At 45.9% G+C, this 24,807-nt stretch carries 24 protein-coding genes; 11 read left to right on the top strand and 13 right to left on the bottom strand.

Annotation, left to right across the window (positions count from 1 at the left end):
* The 3 genes from Aba26S_RS04035 to Aba26S_RS04025 all read right to left on the bottom strand — a co-directional run.
* Window positions 1-590, bottom strand: a 590-nt coding sequence (locus tag Aba26S_RS04035) for a solute carrier family 23 protein (RefSeq protein WP_043970089.1), incomplete at its 3' end; no start/stop codon positions are given.
* A gap of 309 nt (window positions 591-899) precedes the next feature.
* On the bottom strand, window positions 900-3,581 hold the full coding sequence (gene ppc / locus Aba26S_RS04030) for a phosphoenolpyruvate carboxylase (RefSeq protein WP_016651250.1): 2,682 nt from the start codon (window positions 3,579-3,581) through the stop codon (window positions 900-902).
* Between the two features lie 84 nt (window positions 3,582-3,665).
* Complete coding sequence (locus Aba26S_RS04025; protein ID WP_016651251.1) at window positions 3,666-4,289, bottom strand: TetR/AcrR family transcriptional regulator; 624 nt, start codon at window positions 4,287-4,289, stop codon at window positions 3,666-3,668.
* Between the two features lie 152 nt (window positions 4,290-4,441).
* Between Aba26S_RS04025 and Aba26S_RS04020 the strand changes: the two genes are divergently transcribed.
* The 6 genes from Aba26S_RS04020 to Aba26S_RS03995 all read left to right on the top strand — a co-directional run bounded on the left by Aba26S_RS04020 (window position 4,442) and on the right by Aba26S_RS03995 (window position 12,124).
* Window positions 4,442-5,542, top strand: a complete 1,101-nt coding sequence (locus Aba26S_RS04020) for an efflux RND transporter periplasmic adaptor subunit (protein ID WP_005270113.1) — start codon at window positions 4,442-4,444, stop codon at window positions 5,540-5,542.
* Between the two features lie 2 nt (window positions 5,543-5,544).
* On the top strand, window positions 5,545-8,673 hold the full coding sequence (locus Aba26S_RS04015; protein ID WP_016651252.1) for an efflux RND transporter permease subunit: 3,129 nt from the start codon (window positions 5,545-5,547) through the stop codon (window positions 8,671-8,673).
* A 132-nt stretch (window positions 8,674-8,805) separates the two neighbouring features.
* Window positions 8,806-9,183, top strand: a complete 378-nt coding sequence (locus Aba26S_RS04010; RefSeq protein ID WP_016651253.1) for a hypothetical protein — start codon at window positions 8,806-8,808, stop codon at window positions 9,181-9,183.
* Between the two features lie 143 nt (window positions 9,184-9,326).
* Window positions 9,327-10,442 carry a molecular chaperone DnaJ gene (gene dnaJ / locus Aba26S_RS04005; protein ID WP_016651254.1) on the top strand — a complete coding sequence of 372 codons (1,116 nt, stop codon included), beginning with the start codon at window positions 9,327-9,329 and terminating at the stop codon, window positions 10,440-10,442.
* A 113-nt stretch (window positions 10,443-10,555) separates the two neighbouring features.
* Window positions 10,556-11,377 (top strand): 4-hydroxy-tetrahydrodipicolinate reductase, encoded by an 822-nt coding sequence (gene dapB / locus Aba26S_RS04000; protein ID WP_016651255.1) that lies wholly within the window; start codon window positions 10,556-10,558, stop codon window positions 11,375-11,377.
* Window positions 11,378-11,473: 96 nt separating this feature from the next.
* The gene (locus tag Aba26S_RS03995) at window positions 11,474-12,124 is read left to right on the top strand and encodes an START domain-containing protein (protein ID WP_016651256.1); all 651 of its coding nucleotides are present in this window, start codon (window positions 11,474-11,476) and stop codon (window positions 12,122-12,124) included.
* 44 nt (window positions 12,125-12,168) lie between these two features.
* Here the strand turns inward: Aba26S_RS03995 and Aba26S_RS03990 are convergent, their stop codons facing one another.
* Window positions 12,169-13,356: an MFS transporter gene (locus Aba26S_RS03990; protein WP_043970086.1), complete on the bottom strand. Its 1,188-nt coding sequence runs from the start codon at window positions 13,354-13,356 to the stop codon at window positions 12,169-12,171.
* Window position 13,357: 1 nt separating this feature from the next.
* Window positions 13,358-14,164 carry a 2,5-didehydrogluconate reductase DkgB gene (gene dkgB, locus Aba26S_RS03985; protein ID WP_043970084.1) on the bottom strand — a complete coding sequence of 269 codons (807 nt, stop codon included), beginning with the start codon at window positions 14,162-14,164 and terminating at the stop codon, window positions 13,358-13,360.
* A 138-nt stretch (window positions 14,165-14,302) separates the two neighbouring features.
* Here dkgB and Aba26S_RS03980 point away from each other — a divergent pair, with 138 nt between their 5' ends.
* Window positions 14,303-15,205, top strand: coding sequence for a LysR family transcriptional regulator (locus tag Aba26S_RS03980; protein WP_043970082.1), 903 nt, complete (start codon window positions 14,303-14,305; stop codon window positions 15,203-15,205).
* Here the strand turns inward: Aba26S_RS03980 and Aba26S_RS03975 are convergent.
* Complete coding sequence (locus Aba26S_RS03975; RefSeq protein WP_043970080.1) at window positions 15,153-15,563, bottom strand: hypothetical protein; 411 nt, start codon at window positions 15,561-15,563, stop codon at window positions 15,153-15,155. The genes Aba26S_RS03980 and Aba26S_RS03975 overlap by 53 nt on opposite strands.
* 90 nt (window positions 15,564-15,653) lie before the next feature.
* Between Aba26S_RS03975 and Aba26S_RS03970 the strand changes: the two genes are divergently transcribed.
* Window positions 15,654-17,081 carry a PLP-dependent aminotransferase family protein gene (locus Aba26S_RS03970; protein WP_016651261.1) on the top strand — a complete coding sequence of 476 codons (1,428 nt, stop codon included), beginning with the start codon at window positions 15,654-15,656 and terminating at the stop codon, window positions 17,079-17,081.
* A gap of 39 nt (window positions 17,082-17,120) precedes the next feature.
* On the top strand, window positions 17,121-17,939 hold the full coding sequence (locus tag Aba26S_RS03965; protein ID WP_016651262.1) for an oxaloacetate decarboxylase: 819 nt from the start codon (window positions 17,121-17,123) through the stop codon (window positions 17,937-17,939).
* 50 nt (window positions 17,940-17,989) lie between these two features.
* Here Aba26S_RS03965 and Aba26S_RS03960 read toward each other — a convergent pair whose 3' ends face one another.
* The 7 genes from Aba26S_RS03960 to Aba26S_RS03930 all read right to left on the bottom strand — a co-directional run bounded on the left by Aba26S_RS03960 (window position 17,990) and on the right by Aba26S_RS03930 (window position 22,862).
* A complete protein-coding gene (locus tag Aba26S_RS03960; RefSeq protein ID WP_005270129.1) occupies window positions 17,990-19,015 on the bottom strand; it encodes an NAD(P)-dependent alcohol dehydrogenase in 1,026 nt (341 codons plus the stop codon).
* A 36-nt stretch (window positions 19,016-19,051) separates the two neighbouring features.
* On the bottom strand, window positions 19,052-19,606 hold the full coding sequence (locus Aba26S_RS03955; RefSeq protein WP_016651263.1) for a DNA-3-methyladenine glycosylase I: 555 nt from the start codon (window positions 19,604-19,606) through the stop codon (window positions 19,052-19,054).
* A 36-nt stretch (window positions 19,607-19,642) separates the two neighbouring features.
* Window positions 19,643-19,888: a hypothetical protein gene (locus Aba26S_RS03950; protein WP_005270132.1), complete on the bottom strand. Its 246-nt coding sequence runs from the start codon at window positions 19,886-19,888 to the stop codon at window positions 19,643-19,645.
* A 9-nt stretch (window positions 19,889-19,897) separates the two neighbouring features.
* Complete coding sequence (locus tag Aba26S_RS03945; protein ID WP_016651264.1) at window positions 19,898-20,434, bottom strand: M23 family metallopeptidase; 537 nt, start codon at window positions 20,432-20,434, stop codon at window positions 19,898-19,900.
* A gap of 37 nt (window positions 20,435-20,471) precedes the next feature.
* Entirely contained in the window at window positions 20,472-21,509 is a 1,038-nt protein-coding gene (gene mutY / locus Aba26S_RS03940) for an A/G-specific adenine glycosylase (RefSeq protein ID WP_005270136.1), read from the bottom strand.
* A 292-nt stretch (window positions 21,510-21,801) separates the two neighbouring features.
* Window positions 21,802-22,539 carry a dienelactone hydrolase family protein gene (locus Aba26S_RS03935; protein WP_016651265.1) on the bottom strand — a complete coding sequence of 246 codons (738 nt, stop codon included), beginning with the start codon at window positions 22,537-22,539 and terminating at the stop codon, window positions 21,802-21,804.
* 164 nt (window positions 22,540-22,703) lie between these two features.
* The gene (locus Aba26S_RS03930; protein WP_004656956.1) at window positions 22,704-22,862 is read right to left on the bottom strand and encodes a DUF1328 domain-containing protein; all 159 of its coding nucleotides are present in this window, start codon (window positions 22,860-22,862) and stop codon (window positions 22,704-22,706) included.
* Window positions 22,863-23,048: 186 nt separating this feature from the next.
* On the opposite strand from Aba26S_RS03930, the gene Aba26S_RS03925 reads away from it, so the two are divergent.
* Together Aba26S_RS03925 and Aba26S_RS03920 are read left to right on the top strand one after the other, a co-directional pair.
* Window positions 23,049-23,501 carry a YcgN family cysteine cluster protein gene (locus Aba26S_RS03925; RefSeq protein WP_005270140.1) on the top strand — a complete coding sequence of 151 codons (453 nt, stop codon included), beginning with the start codon at window positions 23,049-23,051 and terminating at the stop codon, window positions 23,499-23,501.
* A gap of 107 nt (window positions 23,502-23,608) precedes the next feature.
* A complete protein-coding gene (locus tag Aba26S_RS03920; protein WP_016651266.1) occupies window positions 23,609-24,772 on the top strand; it encodes a PQQ-dependent sugar dehydrogenase in 1,164 nt (387 codons plus the stop codon).
* The last annotated feature ends 35 nt before the right edge of the window (window positions 24,773-24,807 follow it).

Raw genomic sequence — 24,807 nt, 5'->3', positions numbered from 1 at the left:
AGACGTTGTAATAGCCCTTTGGTAAAGACGGCGATGATGCCCATGCTCAGCACCGTAATCAGCGCCATCCACATTTCAAACGGCTGACCTGCAACCCCTTTGATGGTCACGGGAGCCAGATTAAGGCCAATAATCATGACGATCGCACCTGTCACCACAGGAGGCATCAGTTTCTCAATCCAGCGTGTACCGGTCAGCATCACTGCAAAACCGATGAGGGCATAAACAATCCCGCAGACCACGATCCCGCCCAAAGCGACTGACAGGTTTGGATTGGCACCCGAGCCCGTAATATGACCTGTTGCCGCCGCAACCACCCCGATAAAAGCAAAACTTGAACCTAAATAACTTGGAACACGACCACCTGTCATAAAGAAGAACAGGATGGTACAGATCCCTGACATTAAAATGGCCAGATTGGGGCTAAAGCCCATCAATAAAGGTGCAAGGACGGTTGAACCGAACATTGCAAATGCATGTTGAACCCCGAGCACCGCACTTTGTAAGGGCGGTAAATATTCATTTGTCGCAACAGGGCGATGATCAACCTGTCCCTGATACGGCTGCCATTTTGGAAACCAACTTGACATAAATTAGACTCATTATGTGATATCAGCGCGTATGATACCCTGTCTTAAAACGCGCTTTCACCTATAAGTCATTGAGAAGATTGCCAGACCAGCCTTTTAGAGTTTGTGTTTTTACCTTTTGGTAAAATTTATTTCAAAATAAGCGTGTGGATTTATTATTGATTTTGTCGAGATTATTTGAAAAGTTAAATATCTTATTTTCAAAATAATTTTTTGAATTTTTTCTCATTTTTTTTATTGAAATGGCATATTTTGCCAATCTTGCCATCAACAGGGGCCTTTCTATTGATGACAAGGCTGACGTGAGACTTAACCCGTGTTACGCAGACCTGCGGCAATCCCTGCAATACTGACCATGAGAGCATGATCGACAGGGCTGTGTTCGGTCTGGTGTTCGGCCAGATAAAGACGACGACGTTTCATCAACTCGGCTTGGAGTAGATGTAACGGTAATAAATAGGGTTTACGCACCTGCATGGACTGATCCAGCACATCATTATTACTCAGCAGTTTCGATTCCCCTTTCAGGCTGAGCAGGGTATCCACTGCATTTTGTAAGCGTTGCCGTAATTCCACGCCAAGCACTTTTAAATCCTGATCTTGGGTCAGATGAGATTCATAATACAGGGCAATATCGGCATCGGATTTAGACAACACCATTTCCAGCATATCAATCAAAGTCTGGAAATACGGCCATTGCTCCAGCATCTCATTTAAGGTGCTTTTATGTTGCTCGTGCACCTGATTAATCGCGGTACCTGTCCCTAGCCAAGCCGGTAGCATCAACCGGATTTGAGTCCAGGCAAACACCCATGGAATGGCGCGAAGCGATTCAATACCACCACTGACTTTACGCTTAGCAGGACGTGAACCGAGTGGTAACATTTGTAATTCCAGCTCAGGCGTGACGGTACGCAGGTAGCTGACAAAGTTGGGGTTTTCACGTACGGTTTGACGATACACTTTGACCGATAAATCAGTCATGTGGTTCATCAGTTCACGCCATTCCTGTTTCGGTTCGGGTGGTGGCAACAACGTCGCCTCTAAAGTCGCTGCGGTATAAATTTCCAGATTTTGTAGCGCGATACCTTCCAAGCCGAATTTGAAACGAATCATCTCACCTTGTTCGGTAACACGGATGGCACCTGAAATTGAACCCGGTGGCTGTGAAAACAGGGCTTGCTGTGTTGGTGCACCGCCACGGCTAATGGAACCACCACGACCATGGAACAGGGTCAATTGCACACCATGCTGTTTAGCGATGGCGGTCAGTTCTTCCTGAGCACGATATTGCGCCCAGTTGGCCGACATAAAGCCAGCATCTTTGGCTGAGTCTGAGTAACCAATCATCACTTCATGTTTGCCTTGAATATGCTGTTTGTACCAATGCATATTGAACAAGGTATTCATGGTTTTGGCCGCGCCGTCCAGATCCTTTAAGGTTTCAAATAAAGGCACCACACGCAATGGATGCTGAATCCCAGCCTCTTTTTGCAGCAGTAACACGGCCAGCACATCACTTGGATATTCCGCCATGGAAATAATATAGGCACCCAAGCTCTCGGTGGGCTGTTCCGCCAAAGTGCGCATAGTGGCAAACACTTCCAGAACATCGGGGTGTTGAATCAGGCTGCCTTCAGGTTCATTGAAGAATTTGGGTAATAACGGGCGTTTGCTCTGTAATTCTTGAATCAGAAAGTTCTGACGGGCCTGTTCGGTCCATGATTCAAAATTGCCCAGACCTAAATATTCGGTAATCGCAGAAATGGCTTGGCGATGGCGGCCGGACTCCTGACGGATATCCAGTTTGAGCAGTTCAATTCCGAAGCAATTGACACGATAAATGAAATCCAGCAATTGTCCATTGGCGATCTCAGCTAAATTACTGTCAATCAAAGAGCGATAGCAGAGCAGCAATGGCGCTAATAGTTCATCTTTATCTTTGATGATATTGCTGTCATCGGCTTCAGCACCTTGTAAGCGTTGCCCCAACCAATAGCGGGTGGCTTTTAAACGTTCACGGGTGTCGCGCAGATATTCACGATAGGGCTCAGGGTGTTCATAGCCCAATGCTTGAGTCAGTTCTTCAGAACAGCTTTGAATTGACAATTCCCAACGTAGATTTTCAATATCACGCAGGTATAGGTCGGCTGCTTGCCAACGTGATAACCACAATACTTCTTGGGTCACCTGATGGGTGACATTCGGGTTGCCATCACGGTCACCGCCCATCCATGAGGCAAAACGAATCGGTGCGATGTGGAGAGGTAAGGCTTGCGCACAATGTTGCTGGGTCAGCTCATTCAGTTCACGGATGAATTTAGGTACAGCATTCCAGAGTGATTGTTCAATCGTAGCAAAGCCCCATTTGGCTTCATCAACAGGGGTTGGACGATGCTGGCGGATTTCATCGGTTTGCCATGCAGAGCTAACCAGTTGTTTCAGGGTGGCGATGGTCTGTTGACGTTCTTTGGGTGTCAGCTTTTGCTGATCTAGTTGTGACAGGCAATCAGTAATATCATCATATTTTTGAATGAGAGTACGGCGGCTGACTTCAGTTGGATGAGCCGTTAGCACCAGTTCAATTTTTAAATCACAGATCTGTTGAAACAGTTGCTTTGCGTTGATCTGTTGGGTTTTGAATTTTTCAAATAGATGCGGGAGCGGATTTGGGCTGGGTGCATGTTCATCGAACTCAGCCTGACGACGGCTACGCACCACATGATATTGTTCAGCAATATTGGCGAAGTTAAGAAAATGTGAGAATGCGCGAGTCAGTGGCAAAATCTCTTCATCTTTTAAACCGAGAAACAATTGTTCGAGCTGTTTTTCCGCTTCGATCTGGCCGTCACGTGCACCTTTGGCTAATGCGCGAATTTGCTCAATCTGATTAAACAAATCTTGCCCAGCATGTTGCTTTAAGGTCTCTCCAAGTAAATTGCCGAGTAAACGGACATCTTCACGTAGTGGAGCAGTGATTTGCTGAATCATTCTAATTCTCCTGTTGTTCTCACTCGACTATAGCGCGATTGGGAGACATTCCAAGAGCAGAACGTAAAAAAATGTGAATATTCTCTAATTTATTGGTTGATATTTAAGCAAAAAAATCTCGATCGCGTGCTGAATCATCTGATCAATTTGAGTTGCTGTTGGCACAGGGGCTAAACCCAGCAACACTTGTTGATGGCGGATGCCCAACATCAGTGAGATGATCAGCTCAGTTTGTTTCATCGGTTCATCGGCCTGAATAAATTTAAAGGCGATGGCTTGCTCGAAAAAATCACACCAGACATGGCACATGCGGGTATGTGAGGCATCAAAGAATTGTTTGGCTAACGGACTTTGTTCTGCCGCCAATTCAAATAGCAAGCAGTCCAGTTTTAAGGCTTCAGGCAGATAAATAATACTTAAAGCCCGCTGGCACATCAGCACCAAGGCTTGCTCAAAGTCGGAATCCGCAGTGAGTTCAAACTGTTTGGTACGAATCGATTCTTCACAGCTTTCTTCAATCGCACACATAAACAGATTACTTTTGTCCTGAAAGTGATTGTACACCGTGAGTTTGGTGACGCCCGCTTCTTTGGCAATCTGATTCATATTGGTGGCGTGATAGCCCATTTTTAAGAAAATAGATTTTGCGGCTTGTAAAATTTTGGCTCTTTTCTCTAAATCTTTAGGACGGCCACTGCTGATTTGCACGTTATCGTTCTCTGTTAATCAATTTTAAAAATCAAAATTCTAACTTTATTTTTTAATTAATGTACCCATGAGTATATTAATTAAAAAATAAACAATCTATGATAATGCTCATATCACGCCTTAAAAATCAATTTGAATAAGAGCGCCATTAGATGAATCAGATCAATCGTATCATATTGGGCTTACTGGTTGTCAGTAGTGTAGTCCTCAGTGCTTGCCAAAAAGAAACACCCAAGACTGAGGAAATCCCTTATGTCATGGTGACCCAGCCAAATAGCAACCATATCGATCAAAAAAGCTATGCGGGGGATGTGCAGGCACGGCAGCAAACGGCTTTGGCTTTCCGTGTCGGGGGACAGATTACCGAACGTTATGTCGATGTCGGTGATCGGGTGAAAGTCGGGCAAGTGCTGGCCAAGCTGGATGTCAAAGATGCGCAATTGCAAATGAATGCGGCCAAGGCACAGTTACAAAGCGCCGAAGCAGCGGCCAAAATTGCCGCTGAAGAATATCAGCGTTATCAGCAACTTCTACCGGTCAATGCCGTGAGTCGCTCACAATTTGATGCGGTCAAGAATCAATATGAATCGGCACAAGCCAGTTTGCAGCAGGCCCGTTCTAATTATCAAGTGTCCTCAAACCAGACGGGCTATAACCAGCTGATTTCGAATAAGAATGGGGTGATTACCCAACGCCAAATTGAGATTGGACAAGTGCTTGCCGCAGGGCAGGCGGCCTATCAATTGGCGATTGATGGGGAGCGTGAGGTGGTTTTCGGAGTACCTGAACAAGCAGTCAGTACCATCAAAGTCGGGCAACCGGTATGGGTGACCTTGTGGTCGCAACCCGACGCCCGTTTTGCGGCCAAAGTGCGGGAAGTATCACCTGCTGCCGATCAATCACGAACTTTCACTGTTAAGGTGTCTTTGCTTGAAGGGCAGTCCAGCATTCAACTGGGTCAAAGTGCACGGGTGTTTTTTGTTGCACATGACAACAATGTTTTGAGCGTGCCTTTATCCAGTGTTACCGCCAATGATCAGCAAGCCTATGTTTGGGTGGTGAATGCCAATCAAACCATTCGTAAAGTGCCTGTGACCTTGGGCAACTATGCACGTGACAGTGTACCTGTCCTCTCGGGCTTAAAAGCCACGGATTGGGTCGTGGTGGGTGGGGTACATTTACTGCGTGAGCAGCAAAAGATTCATCCGATTGATCGTGATAATCGCGATGTTAGCGTCAAAACGGGAGGTTAAAGATGAAATTTAACCTTTCAGAATGGGCGCTCAAGAATAAAGGCATCATCTTTTATTTTATGCTGTTGCTTGGCATCGTGGGCATTATGTCCTATTCCAAGTTGTCACAGAGTGAAGATCCACCGTTTACCTTTAAAGTCATGGTGGTACAGACCTATTGGCCGGGAGCAACGGCCAAGGAAGTCTCGACGCTGGTGACCGACCGCATTGAAAAAGAATTAATGACCACCGGGCAATATGACCGCATCATGGCCTATTCGCGGCCAGGTGAATCGTTGGTGACCTTTGTTGCCAAAGACAGTTTGCCTTCGAGCGCCATTCCTGATGTCTGGTATAACGTGCGTAAAAAGGTCAATGATATTCGCTCACAATTGCCGAGTGGTGTACAAGGGCCGTTCTTTAATGATGAGTTTGGCGATACCTTCGGTAACATCTATGTGCTGACAGGTAAAGACTTTGACTATGCGGTGATGAAAGAATATGCCGACCGTTTGCAGCTGCAATTGCAACGGGTCAAAGATGTAAGCAAGGTCAATCTGGTGGGGCTGCAAGATCAGAAAATCTGGGTTGAGCTATCAAACACCAAAGCGGCACAGTTAGGTGTGCCCGTTACTGCCATTCAGGAGGCGATTCAAAAGCAAAATGATATGGCGGGTGCAGGTTTCTTCGAAACGGGCACAGACCGGATTCAAATTCGGGTCAGTGGGCATTTACACAGTGTTGATGATCTGAAAAAAATGCCGTTGCTGGTGGGGAATAAAACCATTCAACTGGGGGATGTGGCAGAGGTTTATCGCGGTTTTAGTGAACCTGCGCAACCGCGCATGCGTTTTATGGGTGAAAACGGTATCGGGATTGCGGTCTCGATGCGTAAAGGCGGGGACATTATTGCGCTCGGTAAAAATCTGGAAACCGAATTCAACCGCCTGCAAAAAAGCTTACCTTTGGGCATGAAGCTGCAAAAAGTTTCGGATCAACCCGTTGCAGTACAACGCAGTATTCACGAGTTCTTAAAAGTTCTGGCCGAAGCCGTGATTATTGTTTTATTGGTGAGTTTCTTCTCGCTCGGTTTCCGTACTGGTTTGGTGGTGGCGCTGTCTATTCCACTGGTACTGGCCATGACCTTTGCAGGCATGAATCTGTTTGATGTCGGGCTGCATAAGATTTCACTGGGAGCATTGATTCTGGCACTGGGGCTGCTGGTTGATGATGCCATTATCGCCGTGGAAATGATGGCGATTAAAATGGAACAAGGCTACAGCCGGCTGAAAGCTGCGGGTTTTGCTTGGCAAACCACCGCTTTCCCGATGTTAACGGGGACGTTAATTACGGCTGCCGGATTTTTGCCGATTGCCACGGCGCAATCTGGGACGGGAGAATATACTCGTTCTATTTTCCAAGTGGTGACAATTGCGCTGATTGTGTCATGGATCGCTGCAGTGTTATTTGTACCGTATTTGGGTGAAAAATTATTGCCTGACTTCAGCAAACAGAAGCAACAAGCAGCATGGTACTTACGCTTGTGGGCAAGATTGCGCAAGCAACCTGCACCTGTAGTGGAAGCACATGGTCAGCATCATGACCCGTATCAGTCCAGATTTTATCAATCTTTTCGCCGTGTGGTGGAAATTTGTATTAGCTATCGTAAAACCGTGATTGCCGTGACAGTCGGGCTCTTTGTGCTGTCGGTCGCGATGTTTAAATTGGTGCCACAACAGTTCTTCCCGCCATCGAATCGGGCTGAAATTTTGGTGGATTTAAAACTGGAAGAAGGTGCATCACTGACCGCCACGGAACAGGCCGTGCATAAGGTGGAACAGTTCCTGTCTAAACAAAAAGGTATTGATAACTATGTGGCCTATGTCGGTACTGGGTCTCCGCGTTTCTATTTGCCTTTAGATCAGCAATTGCCGCAAGCCAGTTTTGCCCAGTTTGTGGTATTGGCTTCGTCGTTGGACGATCGTGATGAAATTCGCCGCTCTCTGGACAAACAGATTAAGCAGTTGTTGCCTCAAGTACGGACTCGCGTGTCTTTATTGGAAAATGGCCCCCCAGTCGGTTATCCATTGCAGTATCGTGTCTCTGGTGAAGATTTGGGGACGGTGCGTCAATGGGCGCAGAAAGTGGCTAAAGTGCTGAGTGAAGACCCGAATACCACCAATGTACATCTGGATTGGGGTGAGCCGAGCAAAATTATTGCCATTGAAATTGACCAAGACCGTGCACGTCAAATGGGCGTTTCCAGTGTCGATTTGGCCAATTTCCTCAATGCTTCGGTTACGGGTGCGGTGATGAATCAATATCGTGAAAAGCGTGAATTGATTGAAATCCGTTTGCGTGGTGATAAATCTGAACGCGTCGAAGTGGCCTCTTTAGCCAGTTTGGCCGTGCCAACCAGTAAGGGCACCACCGTACCTTTGGCTCAAATTGCCACAATCGAACCCCGTTTTGAAGAGGGTTTGATCTGGCACCGCAATCGTTTGCCGACCATTACTGTTCGTGCTGATATTCGGACTCATTTACAACCCGCCACGGTGGTACAGCAGCTGGCTGATCAGATGCAGACTTTACGTGCCGATTTACCAAGCGGTTATCTGCTTGAAGTGGGGGGCACGGTCGAGGAGTCAGCCAAAGGACAAAACTCGGTCAATGCGGGTATGCCCTTATTTTTGGCTGTGGTGATGACCTTATTGATGATTCAATTGCGCAGTATGTCGCGCGCGACCATTGTGTTGCTGACAGCGCCTTTGGGATTGATTGGTGTGGTGGCGTTCCTGTTACTGTTGAATAAGCCCTTTGGTTTCGTGGCAATGCTGGGTACGATTGCATTGTCAGGCATGATTATGCGTAACTCGCTGATCTTGATTGATCAGATCGAGCAAGACATTCAGGCTGGGCATCAACCGTGGGAAGCGGTGATTGGTGCAACCATGCGTCGTTTCCGTCCCATTGTGTTGACTGCACTGGCTGCGGTGCTGGCCATGATCCCGTTATCACGCAGTATTTTCTTCGGTCCGATGGCGGTTGCAATTATGGGTGGCTTGATTGTTGCGACCTTATTAACCCTATTTTTCCTGCCCGCACTGTACGCAGCATGGTTTAAGGTCAAAAAAACAACACAACTATCGTAATTATTTTGTGAATAAAGGTGCGAAACATTGAAAATTTCAATATAGTAGCACCTATATTTTAAGACCAAAAAATAATTGAATTTCATAGTATGGCAAATTTTGCCTAGTGCTGTGAATGAGGTGATATAGAGCATGGGGCAAGACAGTATTGAACAGCATCGCCGCTATGTGGCGATTTCTTATGTGTTCATGTTTCTTGCATTATTTACAATCGTGTTTGCTGCGTTTGCATACCTGTTAGCACGAAAAGTTGCGATTGTGGATAATGCCGAAGTATGGATACATGCGCATGCACTCTGGATTATGCGTAATGTGCTGTTATTTCTGGTGATGGCGTTCTTTGCAGCTCTATGGTTTATTCCACTGTTCTTTTTCGCATGGAACAGCATCCTCTGGGTCACCGCAATGACGGTTGCCGGTGTGGTGTTTAGTTCGATTGCATGGTTGTTTTTATTGAATGCATGGTTAAAAGGTATTGCCAAGTATTTCAAAAATAAAGCAGTTTTTTAATTTTCTGCTTTTTTATTGCAATAGACCTTGTAAATTTATCGTACAGTCCCTATTAAGGCTCTGTTGACTTTTTTATTTCTTAAGTCGACAGAGCCTATTTGTTTTTTAGATTTAAATAAATTCCGTGAGGAGCATCGCCAACCATGGCTAAACGTGATTATTATGAGGTTTTAGGCGTTTCGAAAACCGCAAGTGATGATGAGATCAAAAAAGCCTATCGTAAGTTGGCGATGAAGTATCATCCAGACCGTAACCCGGACAACGCAGAAGCAGAAGAAAAGTTCAAAGAAGCGGCAGAAGCGTATGAAGTGCTGTCTGATGAAGAAAAGCGCAGCATGTATGACCGCGCTGGACATAGTGCCTTTGAAGGCGGCTTTGGCGGCGCAGGTGGTGGCTTCGGCGGTTTTAGCGCAGAAGACATTTTCAGTCAGTTTGGCGATATTTTTGGTGGTGCATTTGGTGGCGGTGGCCGTCAGCAACAACGTCAACGCCGTGGTTCAGACCTCCGTTATGTGATGGAACTGACGCTTGAAGAAGCGGTCAAAGGGGTGAAAAAAACCATTACCTTTACTGCACCAGCACCATGTGAAACCTGTGATGGTAAGGGATCTAAAAATCCGAATGATGTTGAAACCTGTCGTACCTGTCATGGTGCGGGTCAAGTGCGCATGCAACAAGGTTTCTTCTCGGTTCAGCAGACCTGTAGCACCTGTCGTGGTCAAGGTAAAATCATCAAGAACCCATGCACTAGCTGTCATGGTTCAGGCGTTTCAGACCGTCAGCAAACCCTTGAAGTCACTATTCCTGCAGGCGTAGACAATGGTGACCGCGTACGCTTAACCGGTAAAGGTGAAGCGATTCGTGATGGTCAAGCCGGTGATTTATACGTTGAAGTGGTGGTTCGTGAACACGAAGTCTTCCAACGTGATGGTGCAGATCTGTATATGGACGTGCCAGTCAGCATTGCAGATGCAGCTTTAGGGAAAGAAATTGAAATTCCGACCCTTGATGGTCGTGTCAGCTTAAAAATTCCTGAAGGAACGCAAACTGGTAAGTTATTCCGCCTACGTGGTAAGGGTGTTCGCCCTGTACGTAGCAGTATGGTTGGGGATTTACTCTGCCGTATCGTAGTGGAAACGCCTGTGAACTTAAACAGTCGCCAACGTGAATTGTTAAAAGAACTGCAAGCGTCTTTTGATGGTGATGGTCATGCTGCATCGCCAAAGAAAAAATCATTCTTTGACCGCCTATTTGATTAATTGACATCAATAAAAAACCTGCTGCGGCAGGTTTTTTTATGGGAAATTTTTAGCGCAGCCAAAGAGTTTTGCTATAGTAGCTCAATTGTTTAAATAAAAGACTGGGAAAAATTATGTCAACTTCTCCACGCATTGGAATCTTGGGTGCAGGCGGACGCATGGGACGCATTCTGATTCAGGCGGTACAACAAGCAGGCTATCAACTGGCAGCAGCTGTTGAACGTCCTGAAAGCAGCTTGGTGGGTGCGGATGCAGGTGAGCTTGCAGGGATCGGTAACATCGGTGTCAAGATCGTGGGAAGTTTGAGTGAGGTTCTAAAAGATTGTGATGTGGTGATTGATTTCACGGCACCTGTGGCCACTGAACAGCACTTGAAGTTATGCCGTGAAGCGGGCGTGGCTATGGTGATTGGGACTACGGGCATGTCAGATGAACAAAAGGCATTCTTGGACGAAACCGCAACCCAGACCCCTGTGGTGTATGCCGCCAACTATTCGGTCGGCGTCAATGTCTCGATTAAATTATTGGAACTGGCTGCAAAAGTGTTTGGCGATACGGTGGATATTGAAATCATTGAAGCGCACCACCGTCATAAAGTCGATGCACCTTCTGGTACTGCATTTATGATGGGCGAGGCGATTGCGGATACCTTAGGTCGTAATTTAAAAGAAGTGGCGGTGTATGGTCGTGAAGGCTATACCGGCCCTCGTGATCGTCAAACCATTGGTTTTGAAACCATCCGTGGTGGCGATATTGTCGGTGAACATACGGTGATGTTTATTGGTGAAGGTGAGCGTGTTGAAGTCACGCACAAAGCCACCAACCGTATGAACTTTGCTTCAGGTGCAGTCCGTGCAGCAGCATGGGTGGTGGGCCGAGAAGCAGGTAAATATGATATGAAAGATGTACTAGGCTTTAACGAGATTGAAGTATAAAACGCTACGATTTGCTACTATAAAAGCGCTTGTTGAGCTTGGTTTCCAGTTAGAGTGAGACAGGCGCTTACCATCATTAAAACAATTGAGCATGACATGAATAAAAAACATATTGTTCTTGCTACACTGCTAAGCGTGACCAGCTGGGCTGCAAGTGCTGCGACAGACACTGCCAAACTGAGTTTAAACCGTAATAATATTAAAGTCTGGACGTATCAGGCCGAAAATAATCCGATTATTCAATATAAAGCTGAAACCACCTTTGATGTGCCTTTAGAACGCGCTGTCGCTGTGGTCTTGGATGTTGAGCGTACCCCACAATGGGTACCTTATGTCGGTAAAGTGCAGATGCTATCTCGAGATGATAAAAAGGGTGAGTTTACCCTGTATATGGTGCTGGATTTCCCTTTTCCTTTAAAAGACCGCGATGTGGTGATTAAAGGAAAAATGAGCAAAAATGCAGATGGCAGTATCAGTATCAAAAATAATGCCATTCAGAATAACTACCCTGAGCAGCCTGATGTGGTGCGTTTAACCAAGTATGCAGGCGATTGGACTTTCCAGAAACTCGCCAATAATAAAGTGAAAGTCATCACCAATGGTTATGCCGATCCTGCGGGTTCGATTCCATTGAGCTTTGTGAATATGTTTGTGCAGCAGCAGCCCTATCAAATGCTGATGAAGATGAAAAAAGAAGTCAATAATCCGATCTATGCGCAACCGAAATTACCGGATGTATTAAAATAAAACAAAGCCTGATTTTAATCAGGCTTTGTTTTATTTAGGGAAGATTAAGCTTGCGGACATTGTTGTAATTGCGCACTGGATTTGGCCGCCAGTTTGATTTGAATCAGGACCAAGATCAGACCGATACTTGCCAACACAGCGCCAATCATCGAGACTGCTGCGTAGTTCAAGCCGAGACTTAACACCGCGCCGCCTACAGCTGCACCAATGGCATTGCCGAGGTTAAAGGCGCCGATATTGATTGAAGAGGCAAGACCAGAGGCCTCATGCGCAACTGACATCACTCGCATTTGTAATGGCGGAACGATGGCGAAGGCTGCAGCTCCCCAGATCACTAAAGCAAACGCTGCCCCCAGTTGTGTTTGAGCAAGGATTGGGAAAATCAGCATTAAACTCATCAGCAACAGCAGGAAGCCAATCAGGGTTTTGTTCACGGATACATCCGCAAACTTGCCACCGAAATGGTTACCGATTGAGAAACCAATCCCGATCAAGACCAACATCAGGGTGATAAAGGTCGGTGAAGCATGAGTGAACTCCACCAGACTTGGCGCGATATAGGTGTACAAGGTAAACATGGCTGAGGCACCAAACACCGTGGTCAGTAATGCCAAAACGACAGGCAGGCGAGTCAGAACTTTGAGTTCCATTTTCACATTCGGTTTTTGACCCACAGCACCGACGGGTAGGGCTTTCCAGAGTGCCAGCATGGTAATGACCCCGAGCACAGAAATGGCAAGGAAAGACATGCGCCAGCCAATATTTTGTCCCACCCATGTTGCCAGTGGTACGCCACCAATATTGGCGATGGTGAGCCCCATAAACATGCTGGCCACCGCACTGGCCTGTTTATTTGCCGGAACAACACTAGCAGCCACCACAGAACCAATCCCGAAGAAGGCACCGTGATTCAGACTGGTAATCAGGCGAGCGCCCATCAAACTCATATAGTTGGGTGCAAAGGCTGCGATCAGGTTACCAAGGGTGAAGATTGCCATGAGCAGAATCAGGGCATTCCGACGGGCAAAGCCACCAAACCATAAGGTCATGATCGGTGCACCAAGCATCACGCCGAGCGCATAACCCGTAATCAGCATGCCTGCACTTGGGATCGACACCCCAAGATCATTGGCAATATTGGGTAATAGCCCCATTGGAGAGAACTCTGTTGTGCCAATGGCAAATGCACCAATGGCCAAGGCCAGCAACGGAAGGTTGAGGCGGCTGCTCATGTTATTGGTCCCATTCAGGTGCAAAAGGTTCAGGACTCACTTCTCGACCATTACGTTCCAGTTGAGCGATCAGCTGCATTTCCTCTGCACTTAAAATTAAGTCTTGTGCTTTTAAGTTGCTGATCAGGTTTTCGCGTTTTGTGGATGATGGAATCACAGCAAAACCGTTTTGTAAGGCCCAAGCCAATGCCACTTGTGCGGTGGTTGCCTGATGTTGTGCTGCAATCTCCGATAAGGTTGGATCATGTAGTACTTTGCCATAGGCCAGTGTCATATATGAGGTCACATCAATATTTTGTTCACCTAAAAAATTGACCAAGGTGCGGTTTTGTAAATACGGGCTTAACTCAATTTGGTTGGTGGCAATGTGTTCTACACCAATGCTGTCAATCGCTTGCTGAGTCAAAGCAATATTGAAATTCGAGATACCAATTTGTTTGGTCAAACCTTGTTGTTTCGCTTCTAATAGCAACTGCATCACACTAGGAATAGACACACCGAGTTGTGGCGCAGGCCAGTGGATCAAGGTGAGATCAACAGCATCGGTACGAAGTTTTTGTAAGCTGTCTTTTAAGCTGGGAATGAATTTGTCTTCAGCAAAGTTATCGACCCAGATTTTTGTGGTGAGGAACATATCTTGACGAGCGACGCCACTTTCAGCAATGGCTTGGCCAACCGCAGCTTCGTTTTCATAAACCTGTGCAGTATCAATGGCACGGTAACCCACATCTAGTGCCGTTTTAACTGAATCAATCACTACTTGATCTTTAAGACGGAAAGTACCTAAACCGAATTGAGGGATACGCATATTTTTCACCTAATCTTTTTTCATGCTCTAAAGAGCTGTTTTGTGGATGGCTGTTATTTTGCGATGATTATTGTTGCTAAAAAATAGAGGAATTTGCAAAATACAGTTGACTAAATATCAATAATTGAGAGGGTGGCAATGAAGTCTACGGTAGAAGAACTACTTGCTTTTATGACCATTGTCGATACAGGCTCATTTATTGCTGCAGCTGAACGATTGGGACAGACCGCATCGGGGCTGAGTCGTTCACTCAGTCGTTTAGAATCCAAGCTCGAAGTGACCTTGCTGGAGCGCACCACGCGCAAATTAAAACTTACCCAAGAGGGTCAGCAGTTTCTACAACATGCCCGTAAAATTCTCAGTGATCTGAATGCGGCCGAAGAAGCATTACAAAAATCAGATCAAGATACTTCGGGGGTGATTCGGATTGACTCAGCCACACCGTTTATTCTGCATGTGATTACGCCATTGGTACACAAGTTTCGGCAGTGCTATCCCAATATTGAGGTCGAGCTGAATAGCAATGATTTGGTGATTGATCTGCTGGAACATAAAACCGATGTGGCGTTTCGTTTTGGTGAATTACATGATTCCAGCCTGCACGCCAAATTGGTGTGTAAAAGCCGGATTTATATCGTTGCCAGTCCTGAATATCTAAAGCGTAAGGGGAGGCCTTTACAGCCTCAGGCATTGCCTGAACATGATCTGATAGGTTTTACCCGTCCGACTTATATCAACACTTGGCCGATTAAAATTGAGGGTGAATATTTTCAGGCACAACCCAAAGTCAGAGCCTCAAGCGGTGAAACCGTGCGACAACTCTGTTTACGTGGGCAGGGGATTGCCCGACTGTCTGAATTTGAGATTTGGCAGGACATTAAACAAGGGCGCCTTGAGGCATTGTTTGAGGACCAGATTGAACATTCTTATCAAAGCATCCATGCGGTGTATTATCAGCAAGAGCACTTGCCGAAACGGGTCCGTTTATTTATTGAGTTTTTGACTGAGCAACTAAGTCAGGGCTTCTCGGTTTGCCAATAGCTTCATTTTGCAGTTGTACATTCAGCACCGGAATTGACGGTCCTGCTTTTTGGATCACTGACACCACAATATGTTGCTGCTGTAGCTTACATTCAAGTTCGACCGTTGGCAGAAATGTGCTTGAGAGCATTATGCCATTTTCATTGGGCTTTTTATAGGTGAGTTTGATGATCTGAGCGTGTGCTGGGGCTGTAGCTTGTTCCATTTTCCATAATTCATAGGTCGGTTGGTTCTGAATTTGCAGATAGCCCTGTGAGAGTGATTTACACACTTGTTGTTGCTGATAGGTGGCTTGTTCGGTGAAATGGCAGCCTGTAAATAAAATGGCACTTAATATAAATAAAATATTATTTTTCATAATCTTATCCTTTGGCTGTTGATTTTTATAGCTTAACGGTGTTGTATAAACCAATACAGATACAGAAATTTATAAAAAAGCAGTACAGAGATGACTTTCCAATATCAACGTTTAGCAGAACAGCTGGCGCATAAAATTTACCAGCATGAATTACAGCCCCAACAAAAGTTAAGTTCTTTAAGGGAATTTGCACGTCAGCAAAGCATTAGTTTGAGTACTGCCCAGCAATGCTATGAACTGCTAGAAGCCAAGGGACTGATCTATGTAAAAGCCAAATCAGGCTATTTCGTTAATTCGAGACAATATCAAAGTGCTGTTCCTGATAGCCCGCAGTTTGAATCCAAAGCTCGGCGGGTTTCAAATTTAGATTTGCAAAATCAGATTCAGACCGCTTCAATTCAACACAATTTAACGCCTTTGGGGGCAATTCAATTGTCTCCTCATTTGATTCCTGTGGATGGTCTACGTCGTTCTCTGCAACGTGCCCTCAAACACTGCCAACCTGAAGATTTTTTATATTGTAATAAACAGGGACATCAACATCTGCGCCAAGCTTTGTCCGATCATTGGCGTGAAGATGGGATTTATGTGGCGACAGAAGATATTTTTATTAGCAATGGCTGTATGCCCGCTTTATCGCTGTTGATTCAACAGATCAGTCAAGAAGGCGACAGTATTTTGCTTCCAACTCCGACCTTTAATGGTCAGTTGCAAATGTTGGCCAGCCTGAAGCGCAACATTATCGAAATTCCTGCCGATCATCGTGGTATTGATCTGGAACGTTTAGAGTTTTTTATGCAGCAGGGCAGTGCCAAGCTGTGTTTGCTTACCGCCAATTTCCAGAACCCATTGGGCTACTGTCTCAGCAATGAACAGAAACAGCAGATCGCGCGACTGGCACAGAAATATCAATGCTTTATTTTGGAGGATGATATTTATGGCGAATGTAGCTTCCAAAAAGAACGGCCTTTGCCAGTGCGTTATTGGGATCAGGAAGGCTATGTCATCTGGTGTGGTTCGGTCTCTAAATCATTATCAACAGCCTATCGAGTAGGATGGTTCTGTTTAGGGCGACAGTTACAGCATTTACGTCCTCAGCTTTTGGCCAATAATGTCGGTGTGAATACACCACTACAGTTGGGCTTGGCAGATTTTATTTACAGTCGTGGTTATCGGGAGCATCTGGATCGCTTAAGACCCAAGTTGATGCAGCAGGTGGAACAGTATCGAGCCTATATTCTAGAGTGCTTCCACGGTATTCCGATTGCGCTGAGCCAGTCACAAGGTGGCTATGCCTTATGGATGCAACTACCAGAAAGTACTACGGGTTTGGAGCTCTATTATATGGCGCAAGCACAGGGGATCAATATTGTACCTGGCGAGGTGTTTGGCGAAGACCGTCGTTATCAGCATTTTATTCGATTAAATGCAGGCCATGCATTAACGGCAGAAATCCGTCATGCCATTCAAAAGTTAGCGCAGTGGACACGGGCCAGTTTGAGTTCATTAGAGCATTAAGGTCCAGTCGACCATCAGAATGAAAGAGGGATAAAAACAATGCAACCTACAATTGCTGAGAAAAGAAAAATATTTCGTGACCTGCATCAGACAGGCTGTTTTGTGTTGCCTAATCCATGGGATGCGGGCAGTGCAAAAATGTTGCAGCAACTCGGTTATCACGCCTTGGCAACAAGCAGTGCGGGTTATGCTTGGTCGTGTGGCAAGACCGATGGGCAGTTGTCACGCGCAGAGGTACTGACTCATCTGCGCACTCTGGTTCAATCAACCGACCTGCCGGTAAATGCAGATTTTGAAAGTGGTTTTGCCGAGACCATTGAGGGCGTGTTTGAAAGCGTCAACATGGCAATCGCAACGGGTGTTGCGGGTATTTCGATTGAAGACTCGACCGGCAATATGGAACAACCCTTACGAGAGCTTGAGGATGCGGTTGCGCGGATAGCTGCCGCACGTCAAGCGATTGATGCAAGTGGTGAAGATGTGATGCTGATCGGACGCGCTGAAAACTTCTTTGTTGGTGTTCCTGATCTAGAGGATACCCTTACGCGACTGAAAGCCTATGCTGCTGCGGGTGCAGATTGTCTTTATGCGCCTGGTATCAAAACAGCTGAACAGATTGTTGCGGTGGTGCAAGCTGTGGCCCCCAAGCCCGTCAATGTTCTGATCGCTTGGGACAGTGAACTGAGTGTGCAAACACTGGCATCCTTAGGCGTTCGACGAATCAGTGTCGGGAGTGCATTGGCGCGGACGGCATGGAACAGTTTTATTCAGGCAGCCAGCTCGATTGCGGAAACAGGCCGTTTTAACTGTTTTGCAGAGAATATCTCTGGGGCGGAACTGAATAAAAGATTGGGCTAATATCCGTCAAGCGATTGGTGCATTGACGGACCATAACGAAATCAGCTGAATTAATCGAAATCGGCTTTGAGCACGATACGATAACGGGCTTGCCCTGAATGGAGTCGTTCAATGGCTGCATTCAGTTGTGACATTGGGAACAACTCAATTTGTGGGGCAATGTTTTTTCGTGCCGCAAACTGTAAAAGTTGGCGCAGTGCTAACGGTGAGCCCGTTGGTGATGAGGTGACAGATTTAGCGCCGCCCATGATTGCACCCACGGAAACAGGGATCGGTTCTAAAGTTACACCAAGGAAATGGAGACGACCTTTTGGTGCAAGGGTATTCAGATAGGCTTGCCAGTTCAAGGTCACATTGACAGTGCTGAGTAATAAATCAAATTTGCCACGTTGTGCCTTGATGGCTTGTGCATCGCGACTATTCACCACATGATCAGCGCCCATGGCTTTGAGTTCTTCAGTTTTGTCTGGACTCGAACTAAAGGCGGTAATTTCACAGCCCCATGCTTTCAGCAATTTAATCGCAATATGACCGAGACCACCAATACCGATCACGCCGACATGATGCGTGGCTTGAATTTTATGTTTGAGCAAAGGATCAAAGACCGTAATACCACCACACAGCAGTGGACCTGCACTTTCAGGATCTAAGTCCTCAGGTAGGGGAATGACCCACTGCCAGCCTGCACGGACTTTATCGGCAAAGCCACCAGCATGACCCACAATGGTCGAGATCTTTCCGCCCGTACAGAGCACCTGATTGCCACCGATACACGGATCGCAAGCTTGGCAGGTTTCTGCAGTCCAGCCAATACCGACGCGTTGACCGAGCTTAAGCCCCTTGGCTTCTGACCCCAGTGCAATGATGGTACCAATGATCTCATGACCTGCAACAGCAGGGTAAACCGAGGATTGCCATTCATTATTGATGACGGAAAGATCAGAATGACACAGTCCGCAATATTCGACTTTGACTTCAACCTGATGGGCTGCTAACTCACCCGCGTCAAATTGGTAGGGTACCAGTGGCTCACCTGCCTGCATTGCAGCATAAGCTCGAACTTGATTTTGACTCATGACAACTCCCATTCAAGGAAAATCGATGAAGATTGGTTATTTAAACTGACAACTATTTTCATGGTCATTGACCATGCCGACCGCTTGCATAAAGGCGTAGCAGGTGGTGGGACCTACAAATTTAAAGCCACGTTTTTTTAAGGTTTTGGATAATTTCTGGCTGATCTCGGTCTGGGCAGGCGCATCACGATAATTGACCACATCATTATTTGGGGTTTGATGATCGACAAAACTCCATAGCCAAGCAGGAACATCGTCAACGTCATCTTTGAGTTTCAGCCAAGCAATGGCATTATCCCGAATGGCTTTGAGTTTCCCGAGATGACGGATTAAACCGGCATCGCTGAGTTTGAGTTCGAGTTGATCATCGGTGAGTGCTGCAACTTCGGCAATCGGATGTTGAAAGAAATGTTTACGGTAATGTTCACGTTTTTTCAACACCGTGATCCATGATAAACCCGCTTGTTGCCCTTCCAGACAGAGCATCTCAAATAGGTGTGTTTCATCATGTTGTGGCTTGCCCCATTCTTGATCATGGTAAGCCATATAGAGAGGATCATCGGAGCACCAGCCACAGCGTTGAGTTGTCATATTTGATGCTCCTTGTTGTTATTAGAACAGAGTGAATTAGAGTTTGAATATCACCCATTCATTTGGGCGAGTATCCCAATAATACAATTCTGCGCTGTTTAAATCAGCAAATTTAAGCCAAAAGTCTTTACCTGATTTATCGGCAAAACCGGTACTGATCAGCAAGGCATCTTCAGTAATTTCCATGATCCAACCCTGATAGCTGGTACCATTGATGATGATCTTTTGCTGATTTCCAGACTCTGCAAATTCAACCAGACGTTCAATCAATGCTTCTGACATTGTAGCTTCCTAACGTAAATACGGGTATGGGTTGACTGCACCACGCCCTTTGCCATTTAAATAAATACCGTAATGTAAATGCGGAGCGGTATAGCGGGCATTACCTGTATTTCCCACATAACCGATCAGATCACCTTTGCGGACATAATCTCCGACATTGAGACCACGTTTATGCCCGTCCAGATGTGCATAATAGTGCCAAGATCCTGAGGGTCCCATGATCCAGATGACTTTGCCACCTAAATTATTATTACGTAAATCAGCAACTAAGCCTTCGGTTGCACTATACACTTTCGTACCACGTGCTGCCATGATATCTATGCCTTCATGACTACGGCCTTGACTGCGGGCAGCGCCCCAAGTGTCGCGTAATTCGTTTCGACTTACACCTTTAACTGGCACAGGCAGGCGGCTGTCTAAACGCATCATTTTGAGTTTATTCACCTGTTCATTTGGCAAAGGTGTTGGTTTTTTTGGGGCCGTGGTACATGCTGAAATTAAAACGATCAACACACCAAGAACCGTATAGGATATCGAATGACGCACACAAACTCCTTGCGTTTGAATGACAGCGTTTCGGGCATCAGGCCTGCTGTTTTGCTGTCATCAATTTTTTCATGGCTGTGGGAATGCCTTTGGCAATCGCGGTTTCTGGACTCAGCCATATGCCATTTAATTCGATACTGAGTTGTTCTTTTTGATCGTGTTCCACGTGGAACAGTTTCTCATGCAGTAACCAAGTAAAGTGGGTGAAGCTATGGCTAATCTGCAAAGATGATACTTGAGCTTGGAGTTTAAAGTGCTGTTCGATCTGTTGTAATTCGGTTGCCTGCTCAATAATCGGTAGGCAATACAAGCCACCCCAGAGACCCTGTGCTTCGCGTTGCTGCCACAACCATTCATTACCTGACTGGATCAGGAGGACATTCGCCGTTTTCACAGGAACAGGTTTCTTGGCTTTCTTGAATGGAAGTTCCTGTTCTAAACCTTGTTGATAGGCCTGACAATGTTGCTGCATGGGACAATATAAACATAGTGGCTTTTTCGGGGTGCATACCGTTGCACCCAAGTCCATAATTGCTTGGGTATAATCATGATTGCGCTCTTTTGGGCAGAGATCTTCCGCAATTTGCCAGAGTGCCCGTTCATGTTGGGGCTTCGATAGATCATCCTCGATGGCAAGAAAACGAGCCAATACACGTTTCACGTTGCCATCCATAATCACACCATACTGGCGCAAGCCCAGTGACATGAGCGCCCCAGCCGTGGAACGTCCAATGCCCGGTAATTCGATCCATTGCTCTAGCGTTTCAGGGAAGTGACCTTGTTGGCTAACAATGCCTGCTGCTTTGTGCAGATTGCGTGCACGGGCGTAGTAACCGAGACCTGCCCAATAGGGCGCGACATCATCCCAACTGGCTTGACCTAAGGTTTCGACGGTTGGGAAGCGTTCAATAAAACGATCAAAATACTGTAATACGGTTTTGACTTGCGTCTGTTGCAGCATGATTTCTGAGACCCATACTTTGTAGGGATCATCGGCCACTTGCCACGGGAGGTCGTGACGACCATGTTGGTCGAACCATGTAAGCAGTGCATCAGAAAATGAGAAATCAGGCATGAATCAGGACAGTAAAAAGCAGAGGCGTAGTATAGCCGAAATAGGTTTTTTTAGGCGTTAAAATTCTATTGGAACATCAACGAGATGCAGGTCGTCAAAGACATAGTGTGAAATTCGATGAGAACTTGGCAAGACTCCGTTAAGTTTGCACTGCCCAATTGAAAGCAGAGCAAGGCAGCCAAACAGGCGACATCCATGTCGCCTTGCACAAGTAGACGTTGTCTAGGATTTAAACAAACTATATTTTTTCTCAATTCCGTCCTGATTGGGTTCTTAGAGATAGTTTTTTAAATCACTTTAAATGTTTATCTAACAGCTCATACATCGCTTCAAGACTTTGACGCTCTGCTTCTGCGTTATAGCCTAAGTCAACATTATTGGCTTTGGCACGTTCATCTGCGAGTGGATTGCTAAAACCATGTTTGGCATCTTCAAAAATAATGACTTCATGATCCACTGCGGCATGATGCATTTCCTCACGGAAGCTTGCGACATTGTCCAAGGTAACCATGCTGTCGAGTTCGCCATGTAGAACTAAAATCTCGGCTTTGACTTTGCCTTTTTCAGCAGGGGCTTTTGGACTTAAGATGGCATGGAAGGTGGCAACGGCTTTGATGTCTGCCCCCGCACGCGCTAAATCGAGCACCACTTTGCCGCCATAGCAAAACCCAACTGCTGCGAGTTGATCTGCTTTGACCTCTGGTTGAGCCGCTAAAGCCGCTAAGCCTGCTTGAGCGCGATCAACGATGGTATCTGCATGCTCAAAAGTCTGATTCATCCATTCGGATGCTTGTGGAACAGCGGTCGTTACTTTCTTGTCACCATACATATCAATCGCGAGGGCAGCAAAACCATGCGCTGCAAGCTCACGAGCACGTTGTTCGGTATATTCATTACGGCCCCACCATTCAGGTGCAACAATCACACCTGCAACAGGTTGATCAATTGCAGGGACTGCAAAATAGCCAATGAGACGTTGACCATCTGGTGCGGTATATTCGATTTCACGTGTGTTAATCGGGAAGCTCATTCTATAATCCTGATCTGTATTTTTAAAATGTATTGATTAAAGCATAAAAAAGAAAAATTGATGACATCATCACCGTAAAAGTGTTGCTGTCATTGGGAGGGTTTAGACATAAAAAAAGAAGAATGCGGAGATTCTTCTTTTTCTTCTTGAGTGCTATTCAGCCTCTAGACTTTGCCTCTGGATAAGAAACCGACGATTGCTAAAATCACGGCAACCACCAGTAAAATAACGGCAAAATCTTTAGATAAACCTGCCACGCCACCAAAGCCTAATAAGCTAGCAATGAGTGCGATTACAGCAAAAATAATGGCCCAACGAAACATGTCGTGTCCTCCTATTTTTTCGTTATTTTTTTACTATAGCGCGTGTTTTTTGCACAAAATGTGGTGTTTATGTGGTTTAAATGTTCAATTCTTAAAGAGATGTTCAAGCAATTAAGACAGATTGGGCAAGCAGCTCCTCGATGAATGCTATAATCAAAAACTCATTTAAAAATTGAAACAACTGGTATGTCCATCGAACTACGTCCTAATTTCTGGAAACAATATTCACTTGATCAGCTGAGCAATGCTGAATGGGAAGCATTGTGCGATGGCTGTGGTTTATGTTGCTTAGTCAAGCTTGAGGATGAGGAAACGGCAGAGGTGGCTTATACCAAAGTGTCTTGCAAGTTACTCGACTGTAAAACGGCGCGTTGCTCGGATTATGCCAATCGCCAGCAACAGGTTCCTGATTGTATCCAGTTGACCCCAGAGCGTCTTGCAACGATCTCATGGTTACCGCCGAGTTGTGCTTATCGCCGTTTAAGTGAAGGTAAGAATCTACCCTCATGGCATTATCTCAATACGGGCTCGCGTCAAAGTGTGATTAAGGCCAAAAAATCTGCAGCTGGGCGTTGTATTTCAGAAGTGGAGGTTGATGAGGAGCAGATTGAAGACTACATCGTCCGGTGGATACGTTGATTTTTGCAGGCAATGGATAAGTCGTGCTGATCATAAACACAACACTTTTACAGTATTTTTATTGATTAAACTCCCTAAGATAAATTTTATAAAGAGGGAGAGAAGCAATGAATAAACTGTTAATGACACCTTTGCTCTGTAGTAGCTTTTTATTTTTGTTGGCCTGTGGTCCAAACAATACCAATTCAAAACCGTCTGAAAATAATACCGCTCAGCAAAGCTCACCCCAGACACTCAAGCAGACCTATCAACTTGAATCCGTCACTGGCTTAAATGAGCCTTGGGCAATTGCAATTTTGCCCGATCAGCGTTTACTCATTACTGAGCGCAAGGGACAATTAAAACTCTTTGATCCAAAAACCAAAACCAGTCTGAATGTTTCAGGTGTACCTAAGGTTAGCTACGGTGGCCAGGGGGGCTTGGGGGATGTGGTCCTGCATCCTGATTTTCGCAACAATCATCGGCTTTATTTGAGTTACGCCACTCAAGGACAAGCAGGGTATGGGGCGATGATCTCAACTGCAAGATTGGACTTATCCAATCCTCAGCAACCGAAACTTACGGATTTAAAAGCAATCTGGCAGCAAGTACCGAAGGTTTCTGGACAGGGACATTATGGACATCGAATGTTATTTGGTGCTGATGGCAAACTGTGGGTCAGTTCGGGCGAGCGGCAAAAATTTGATCCCGCCCAAGATTTAAAAAGTAATTTGGGCAAAATTCTACGTTTAAATGAGGATGGAACCGCTGCTGAGGGTAATCCTTTTGCTGCACAAGGTGGGGTCACTGCGGAAATCTGGTCACTGGGTCACCGTAATCCGCTCGGTATGGCATTTGATGAACAAGGACAGCTGTGGGTGGTTGAAATGGGTCCCAAAGGCGGTGACGAGCTGAATCTGATTCTGAAAGGGGCCAATTATGGCTATCCAAAAGTTTCGAATGGTGATCATTATTCGGGTTTACCGATTCCTGATCATAATACTCGTCCTGAGTTTAAAGCCCCTGAAATTGATTGGACGCCAGTGATTTCACCTTCCAGTTTGATCATTTATTCAGGTCAGCAGTTTCCTTTATGGCAACATAAGGCGCTCATTGGCGGTCTCTCCTCTAAGGCAATTGTGGTTGTCGATCTAAAATCTCGACCTGTGCAAGAGGTACAACGACTTGAGATGCAACAGCGCATTCGAGGATTACAACAGGCACAGGATGGTTCGATCTGGGTAATCGAGGATGGCCCTGAAGCCAGACTACTCAAGTTGAGTGCAAAATAAAAGTGAATGGATAGTGAATGGAAAATGATGAACTT

Source organism: Acinetobacter sp. NBRC 110496 (assembly GCF_000876115.1).
Lineage (GTDB): Bacteria > Pseudomonadota > Gammaproteobacteria > Pseudomonadales > Moraxellaceae > Acinetobacter.
Note: the sequence above shows the minus strand (reverse complement) of the source record. Positions and strands in the feature narration are given on the sequence as shown.